An 8,251-nucleotide genomic window follows, 5' to 3' on the forward strand; every position below is an offset into this window, starting at 1 on the left:
ATAAGGGTTTGGATTTCCTTTTCCAGCTTTTCAGTATCATACATTACTTCCCTAAATTCGTCATATAAACCGCCCCAATCGAGGCCTTTCATTTCCCTCCTATATGTGGTAAAGGTGAGTCTAACCCATTCAATTACATTTCTAAAATAGATCCATAATTCGTTGGCGTTGGGATCATGTTGGTGGATGGACATATATTTTTCGATTTCCCCATTTGCTATCCACTTTATAGCAGTTTCTAGAATCTCCTGTCGTATAGGCGAGCCTTTAACATAATCTTTTGCCAGCAAGTAGGCAGCACAATTGGTTTTACTAAATCTCAGCTTGGCATCGGATAACCATGGGCCTGTATAGGTTGCATTTCGAAGCTCTTGGTCGGTTAGCCTTTCACCTGCGATATTGATTATCCGAAACCAGTCCATTTTTTCTTTATCATTTCCCTCACAAAAATAAATCATCAGCTTATAATTTAGGATCTGTTTTCTTTCAACATCTGTAAGGTTGTGAAAGGCACGATTGTCTATAGAGAAGTCTCCTATTACATATTGGCAAAAGCTGATTGTTCTTTGTTGGCCGTCCAAGATCTCAAAGGTCCCGTCTTCGTTCTTTACCCAGTACATAACATTAAGGGGAAAGTCTTTCTGGATGGTATCAATAACAGCATTTCTCTTTTTTTCATCATAGATAAATTCACGCTGATATTTTGGGCGGATATTTAGTCGTCCTCCATAGCCTACTACACCCTCTTCGGCATTATCAACATAGCCTTCTACTACCTCACGGATTTCAATTTCATGGAGTTCGATTTTCATAACTATACGCCCTTTCGTTTAATTATAATTCTAGCGTAAAGAATCCTAAAAGGACCATCTGCATTATCGGCTGTATAATAGATCCCATCAGGGATTTCAGATAATAAAAGCGTGGCTCGGGTATTCGCTTTACTCCCATTTGTGATAGTACCATCCTTATTTATTTGCTTTGGATTTATGTATCGCTTCGTGGGGATAGCTTCAAATTCATCACGACCAGATGTAATTCCCAATATTTTGAATTGTTCAGGGTTGTATTTGTCTAAAAAGGTTATGGGTACCCCCATAGGTTCATCATAATCATAAGGTATTTCAGCCGTTTTAGAAACTTCAATAGCGTCATAGTTATCATAGTGGGGGTTTTCTTCTGGTGTGTATTGTTTATATAGGGTTATATCTTCGTGCCGTTCTTTGAAATCTAAATTTGTAAACCATCTAACCCCTTTTACTCTTATATACTTTTTCCCATCTTCATCAACTCTGAATCCAGCAGCCTTTAAAGGATAATAGTCGGGAACCCGAAATTCACGATCCCCGCTTTTAATGCTTTGGCCTAACCAAATTTTGCCTTCCTGAATTATTTTAAATATTTCTTTATAGGAAATTGCGTTTACGTTACCAATTATTATAAAATTTTTATTATACTCTATTAATTGGGCTACATATTCTCGAAAAAGTGAAAATGGTGGATTCGTGACTACAATATCCGCTTCTTTAAGCAATTCAATACACTCTTGGGAACGGAAGTCCCCATCCCCTTCTAAAAGTGTCAAAACATTTTTCTTGTTTTTAAGCAAGTACTCTACATCAAATAGATCAATAGCACCGTCTTTATTTTCATCTCTAACCTCATTAATTTCTACCTTATATGGTTGTCTGTCCTCAAAGGTTTCCTCATCTAATGGCTTTACATCGAATAGGGATAATTGTTCCCCCGCAACAGGGGAACCTGCATAACAGGTGGTAATAATCTTTTTTAGGCCTAGGAAATTAAAGTTCATAGCAAAATATTTGAAGAAATTACTCTCATATGGGTCATCACAATTACATAAAATGACTTTATCTTTAAAATGGTCTCTATAAAAACGCATTTCCGCTTCTATGTCTGAAAGCTGGGTATAGAATTCATCTGCTTTGTTTTGTTTGGCTTTTGCTAGCATTCTATTAGGCAACTGATACAACCCCATTTATATAGAATATTTTTACAATATCTATTATAGCATAAAATCCAACATAATTGAAGGCTAACCCCATTATCCTGACATATCCAGGCCCATTTTGGTATATTTAAAAAGTATACACATCACTTATCAACACCAATTGGTTCTGCAATATTTATAATATCTTGGTTTAAGGTTTCAGCGTACTTTCGAGTCGTGGAAATATCAGCATGGCCCATGACCCGTTGGATGACATCCAAACGGGTGTCTTTGGCGAGTAGTTCGGTGGCAAAGGTATGACGGAGGCGGTGGATATAGAAGTGGATTCCAGTTCTTCTCTTGATTCTTCGGGCATGATCTTGAAGGGTTCGTTTGGCTACACGGAATAGTGGTTCTTCATCAGGTACCTCTTTTGCATACTCATAGAGCTGTAGGGCAACTTCAGGATCTACTACTGGCACGGTTCGGGATTTACCGCCTTTTGCTTTTCGGATAAAGAGGACCAGCCTTTTGTTGTCCAAGCGGAGATCCTTCTTGGTGAGCTTGGCTGCTTCTCCAACTCGTATGCCTGTGGCCAACATGGTTAGAAAAGCCAGGTTAATATACTGCTGTTTGGATTCCAGGGTTTCTTGGAGTATATGCTGTTCTTCTTCATTCAGGGGAGCCGGGAATTTAGGTTCCTCACGGACCCGAAGGTTTTTCAATACTGGATTTCCCTGGACCAGCTCTTCTTCCATCAGGTATTCGTAAAATGACCGAAGGGTTCCGATCATGGTATTGATTGATTTGCCTGATAGGCCAGTTGAATAGAGGGCATCACGATATTGCTTAGCTTGGCGTGGAGTAAGCAATAGGTGTTTGGTGCCTGTCTGCATACACCAGCTGTAGAATGAGCGCAGGTGAAGCTTGTAGTTTATTATAGTGTTTTCAGCTCTGCCTTTGATTTCAAGGTCCAGCAGGAAGTTTTTTATAGTGGTTAACAAGCGGGATCCTCCTTTCTTGGTGGTTGGTTTGAGTCGTAGCTATGGGCGGGATAGCAGGCAGGAAGCGGGTTTGATTGGTTTTCGGTTTTCGTTTTTATGTCCAGAGTGCCCCGGGATAGGCATATAGTGTTTTCTATACCCTGTGGGGGGCCGGCGTTGGGTGAAAAAAATTGCAGCTCAATTGGCTACTAAAATGTCTTTTCTATGGTGTCGGTCTATTGCTTAGCGTCAAATGTATTAAGCTGCATTAAGGTTGGTGGCAGGAGCTGGCAGGAGGTCATTTCGCGCTTAAGTTTTTAATGGTATGAGACAAATCAACTATTGCTTTTTGTAAATTTTCCATTTTAGTTTCCATCCGGATCAGTAGGTAAGCTGAAACTATAATTGGAAATCCAAAGTTAGCCACACCTTGCAATATTTCATCCAATATTAATCACCTCCCTTGAAGTTGAAAGATTTTACAACCTCTTCGCCTGGACCCAAGCCAGTCTTGGGTTTGCCGGTGCCAGCAGCCTTATGTAAATTTTCTCCACAGAGTTTACACAAGTCTAGATCTCCTACAACAGATTTACTGTCGTCCACATCGTAAATCAATGCTTTGTAGTAGATATCACGGACCCGGCTGCAGGATGCGCACTTTGCCAGCTTCGGGTATCTCAAGATTTTTATCTCTATATTGTCCAATAATTTTCCCTCCCTTTTAAGTTATAAGGGGAGAAGCAATCGCCTCTCCCCAAAGTGGTTACACAGCTTGCTCATAGATATCTTCAGTGGTAGTAGTGATTATGTAAGCTTTGGCTGCACTTACAAATGCACTGCCTCCAAAGATGTTCTTAGCAACGATGGTGTTCATTGCCGTTTCTACCTCGCTTGGAGTCAAATCGATTTTGGGGTCATCAACCCTGATCTGACGCTCTTTGCCATCAGCATCAAGGAATACAAGTACTAGGCTTTGATTCAAGTGAATTCCTCCTTTCTTCAATTATTTGGCGGTTGGCTGCTTTGCTTAGATATTTACAAGTTCGGTCTTTTCGTTAACGAGAATCTGGTTTGCGACATTAGTCTGCAATCCTATAAGAGCAATTGCTACATCATACAGATCCTGGTCAACAGCGTCGGGTTTGACATTGGAATAAGAGCGTCTTCGGGTGATCTTTTTGCCATCATCATCCGTTCCCATGTCATATACCAATTGCAGGGCACTAGGGAATTCTCTGCTTTCAAGGGCCATCTTGTTCACCTCCTTTAGGAGTAATTTGGTTTCTAAGGAGATTATAACACGGGAACGTATGTTTGTATATATCTATTTAGATATCTTCATAGATATGCTAATATGCGGAATATATAAATGTTAATTTAGTTGTAATTTATGGTAGTTGTGGTGTATGATTAAGTATAAAAGAAACAAGGAGGGCATAATGCAAACATGGCATAAAATAACATTGGTGGTTATATTGTTAGTATCACTTGTAGCTGCGTTATTTTTAGCATCAAATTATCATGAGTTTTTTTATGATTTAAGTATGACAATATTTACTTCTATATTTCTGTTTTTACTTATTGACAACATTATTGAAAAATATAGCCAAAAAGAAGAAGAAAAAAAACTTAAAGTAACAATTGAAAGAATCATACCGACAATTAATAAGTTTTACAATTATTTTGTTGATCTATATGCAGGAACTGCGGAAAACACGGTCTCAGAGGATGATCCAGTCTTAAAAAATATATTTCATGAGAAGGAAGAATTATATAGATCAATAGTTAAAAATTTAAATAGGAAAGAGAAAAGTCCATACCTTGATATCGATAGATTTACCACAAAAGACTTTTTTGCAAAAAAACCTTTAAGCTATCTAACTTGGGAACAAGTTTGGCTGAATCATTATTCAAGTCTACATCAGGATTTACTAGTTTTTCAAATGTATAACGGTGCGTTCTTATCTGCTGAACTGTTGTCTAGTCTTGAAGAGTTAATTGGGATTTTAAATGACCTGGCTTTAATGCGAAGAAACATGGAAAAGTTAGATATGAATAAAATTAATATAATGAATGAAGAGGACACAACATTTTATAACATGATTAAATTAAAAGAAATAATGGCATCATTTGAAGCGTTCTTGATATGTATTAAGAAAGAAACAAAGGTGGATTTAATGAGTGTAAAAATTCAGGATATCAACAATAGGAAGCAACATCCTTTGTTAGGAGAATTGTTGAAGTGTTATTTTAAATAAGGAGTGGATGATAAATTTGTTAAGAATAAAAATAGAAAAAGAGAAGAAGAATTGCATCGAATACTATAAAAAAAATATTAATACTGATGAATTTAAAGAATATGTAAAATCAAGCAAACTTGTGGGAGATAAGAACCATTGTGAATATATTAAAAAGGAGCATCCAGAATGGATAAATCGTACGGATTATTATGATAATGGTGTGGTTTCAGGTATAGACATATATGATGTCTTATCAAATAGTGGAGTTGGGAAATTGTTAAAAAAACTATATGCCCTTTCCAAAAAAGAATATAATGTGAAAAATTATTATAAAAAGCCAACTTCCATACAAAAGTATGATTATATTCGTTTACAATATTCAAGTTATGGATATGGACAATTTGCAGAAATTATCTTCTTAAATGATAAATACATAGATGGAATTAACATATCTTGGGCTCAGATCAATAATTATTTTGCGCTTTTTGAATATAAGTTTAAATTTAAAAAGTGTTTAGATGATACTTCATATAGTAGCTTTATTCTTGATAACATAGACTCAATAAATCGTAAAGACTATTTTAATTGGTATAATATAGATAATAATAGACATGTGTCTGAGTACTATTTAGCTTTAGAGCAAATGCATAGAGATTTTTTTTCTTTAATTTGTCAGCATTATATTACAAGTTTATTATTTAGTGAACAAGGTCAAACTAGCCAATTAATTAATTTAACAGGTATGACAAGAAAAGAACCTATTAATATAAACACATTGTATCTAGGGGACATAAGTCTTTCTTATCATAATAAGAATAATAATTATATAATTTTTTCTGATTTTGAGGAAACCAACCATACTTTAATCGCAGGGAATAATAGTATCTCCCATTTTAGCATTTGTTCATATATTGCAAGATATGGCAATAAATTTTACTACAAATTTTTTGGATATAGGGAACTAAAGATGTTTGAACGTGAATTTTCAAAATATACAACAGGAAGAAAAAGGATTTTATATAATAAAAAAATTAAAGATTTGCTTATGAGAATACAAAGCACATCAGAGCAAGAAAATAGGAAAAGCGAAAATATTTGTGAAGAGTTTGACAAGAGCTGGGATTTTTATATAAGCAACAGTAAAACAGATTTAAAAGAATTTCATAAAAACAGAAAGATAGATCACAGAGAGATTTATAGAGAAAACTTTTCCTATCTACAATTGCTTTTAGAAATAAATTACACTAAAAGCAATCATATAAATGCAATTGTAGCTACAATTGCATCAATAATAGCAACTATAATTGCAATTATAGCTCTTGTGTATTAAATTATTAGAGTTTATTATAATAGCGAAGTGATTTTCTATTCCAAAATTCTGAAAGAAATAACATTGCTTGTGCAGGATGATCTATACGGAATAAAATTTGCTGTAAGCGGTACTCTCCCAGCCGGGCACACGTTTTAGGCCAAAGGAAGTAACTCCATAGACATACCTGCGGAGGCCTTTGGACTAAAACTTGTTTGTCTTCCCCTTCCCCAGGCCCCCCATTTTCAATATTCCTTTCGGAACAAAAGAGAGGGATGGGGTCCGGGGGTTTGGGGGTGGGGAAGGGGGAGAAAAAGGGAAACGAGCGCTTATTAAATAGAACGACCCAAGGCAAGCCATCCAAATGTTCTAATAGTGGCTTGCAACAGCGAGTGGGCGACACTCCCAAGAGGATGACCAATAAGGTGGCGCGTGTGCCCGGCTCGTCCTCGTAGTTGCTAGCAAGGACACTTACGTAGACTGCTCCAAAGACCCTTAATAGAAAACCCATTGTCCACTATTCTGCGGGGCAGAGCAGGGGCCAGGAGATTCTCCAGAGACACTGACATAGGCACTAGCGAAGACACGTATAGACATACTTTTATTTTATATTGCTGCAAAGAAATACTTATATATTTTTTAGCCGTAGTATTCGAACCTGTGAGAGATTGTGGTTAGCTCGGCATTATTACCCTGATTTGTTACGAGAGCTATCCACAAATCCACAGGTTTCTTTATAGGTATGACCAAGGAATTGAGATCCAGCAAAGACGCTTAGGGGTATATCAGGTTGCCCAGGGCGAGATAACGAACCGAAGGGAGTTTGCCCGACGCAACCTGGAAGGGGCCTTGCACAGACACTTAATAAGCGAGCAAGCTGCCCAGGGCAGGATAACGAACTGAAAGGAGTCTGCCCGATGCAGCTTGATAGGGGCCTTGCAGAGGCACTGGCAGAGTTAATAGCAAAGACGCTAGCGTAGCAAGCAGGCATTCATAGGAGCGAACAGTGCTATATGGGGATGACCCCTATGAGCGCAGAGGAATGTCTGCTGCCCAAAGAATCTATCGAGCTAAAGTCTAGCAGGATGACCCCACCACCGTGCTAGTCTGAGCATTACTAACAAAGACACTAACAGAGCTAGCAGTCAATTATAAGAGCGAACAATGCTAATGAGGATGACTAAGCGTGAGCGAATATTATTGACTGCTGACCAAGGGATCTATCAAGCGAAAGTCTAGCAGAGTTTCAAATTATGTATGCACATGGCCGGATGGCACGTTGATGAATCCTTCCCATGTATCAAGGAATTTTGATTTGCGTATGAAGAAGTATGACCTTCCAGATATAACGTTTCATGAACTTAGACATAGCAATGGTTCGTTAATGATTAGCAATAATGTTCATATGAAAGGTGCATCTGAAAGACTTGGACATAGTACTATCGTAATTACAAATGATTATTATGGACATGTGGAAATAGAGGTCCAGAAAGAAATAGCTGCTACAATCGATAAGGCTATTTGGGGCTGATAAAGTGGTGTTTTTAGTAAGGATTGGGAAAGAAAAAAACTTCTGTGAAATTTTTGTGAAATATACGTGAAAAAAGCACCTTACTTTAGTTAAGTGAAGTGCCTTCAAACTGGCGGAGAGAGAGGCAACGCCTGCTTCGCTATGCTCGCATCCTGATACGTCGCTTCCCGCTTCCTTCGTCGCAGGACCCGCTCCTTACACTCGCCTAAAAACATGCTAACAGCATCTTTTATTAAC

10 protein-coding genes are annotated in these 8,251 nt (G+C 37.6%); 3 read left to right on the forward strand and 7 right to left on the reverse strand.

Annotated features, from left to right (window positions below):
- From PHP06_09595 to PHP06_09625, 7 genes are all read right to left on the reverse strand, one after another.
- Window positions 1–812, reverse strand: an 812-nt coding sequence (locus PHP06_09595; GenBank protein ID MDD3840804.1) for a DUF262 domain-containing protein, incomplete at its 3' end; no start/stop codon positions are given.
- Between the two features lie 2 nt (window positions 813–814).
- The gene (locus PHP06_09600; GenBank protein MDD3840805.1) at window positions 815–1,972 is read right to left on the reverse strand and encodes an adenine-specific methyltransferase EcoRI family protein; all 1,158 of its coding nucleotides are present in this window, start codon (window positions 1,970–1,972) and stop codon (window positions 815–817) included.
- A gap of 143 nt (window positions 1,973–2,115) precedes the next feature.
- On the reverse strand, window positions 2,116–2,955 hold the full coding sequence (locus tag PHP06_09605) for a tyrosine-type recombinase/integrase (protein MDD3840806.1): 840 nt from the start codon (window positions 2,953–2,955) through the stop codon (window positions 2,116–2,118).
- Window positions 2,956–3,232: 277 nt separating this feature from the next.
- A complete protein-coding gene (locus tag PHP06_09610) occupies window positions 3,233–3,382 on the reverse strand; it encodes a YvrJ family protein (protein MDD3840807.1) in 150 nt (49 codons plus the stop codon).
- A 2-nt stretch (window positions 3,383–3,384) separates the two neighbouring features.
- On the reverse strand, window positions 3,385–3,639 hold the full coding sequence (locus tag PHP06_09615; protein MDD3840808.1) for a hypothetical protein: 255 nt from the start codon (window positions 3,637–3,639) through the stop codon (window positions 3,385–3,387).
- A gap of 58 nt (window positions 3,640–3,697) precedes the next feature.
- Window positions 3,698–3,916, reverse strand: a complete 219-nt coding sequence (locus PHP06_09620; GenBank protein MDD3840809.1) for a DUF2922 domain-containing protein — start codon at window positions 3,914–3,916, stop codon at window positions 3,698–3,700.
- 45 nt (window positions 3,917–3,961) lie between these two features.
- Window positions 3,962–4,186 (reverse strand): DUF1659 domain-containing protein, encoded by a 225-nt coding sequence (locus tag PHP06_09625; protein MDD3840810.1) that lies wholly within the window; start codon window positions 4,184–4,186, stop codon window positions 3,962–3,964.
- Window positions 4,187–4,373: 187 nt separating this feature from the next.
- Here PHP06_09625 and PHP06_09630 point away from each other — a divergent pair, with 187 nt between their 5' ends.
- The 3 genes from PHP06_09630 to PHP06_09640 all read left to right on the forward strand — a co-directional run bounded on the left by PHP06_09630 (window position 4,374) and on the right by PHP06_09640 (window position 8,014).
- Complete coding sequence (locus tag PHP06_09630) at window positions 4,374–5,192, forward strand: hypothetical protein (protein MDD3840811.1); 819 nt, start codon at window positions 4,374–4,376, stop codon at window positions 5,190–5,192.
- A 16-nt stretch (window positions 5,193–5,208) separates the two neighbouring features.
- Entirely contained in the window at window positions 5,209–6,504 is a 1,296-nt protein-coding gene (locus PHP06_09635) for a hypothetical protein (GenBank protein MDD3840812.1), read from the forward strand.
- A gap of 1,201 nt (window positions 6,505–7,705) precedes the next feature.
- A complete protein-coding gene (locus PHP06_09640) occupies window positions 7,706–8,014 on the forward strand; it encodes a tyrosine-type recombinase/integrase (protein MDD3840813.1) in 309 nt (102 codons plus the stop codon).
- Window positions 8,015–8,251: the final 237 nt, after the last annotated feature.

The sequence above is a fragment of the Clostridia bacterium genome, assembly GCA_028698525.1.
GTDB lineage: Bacteria > Bacillota > Clostridia > JAQVDB01 > JAQVDB01 > JAQVDB01.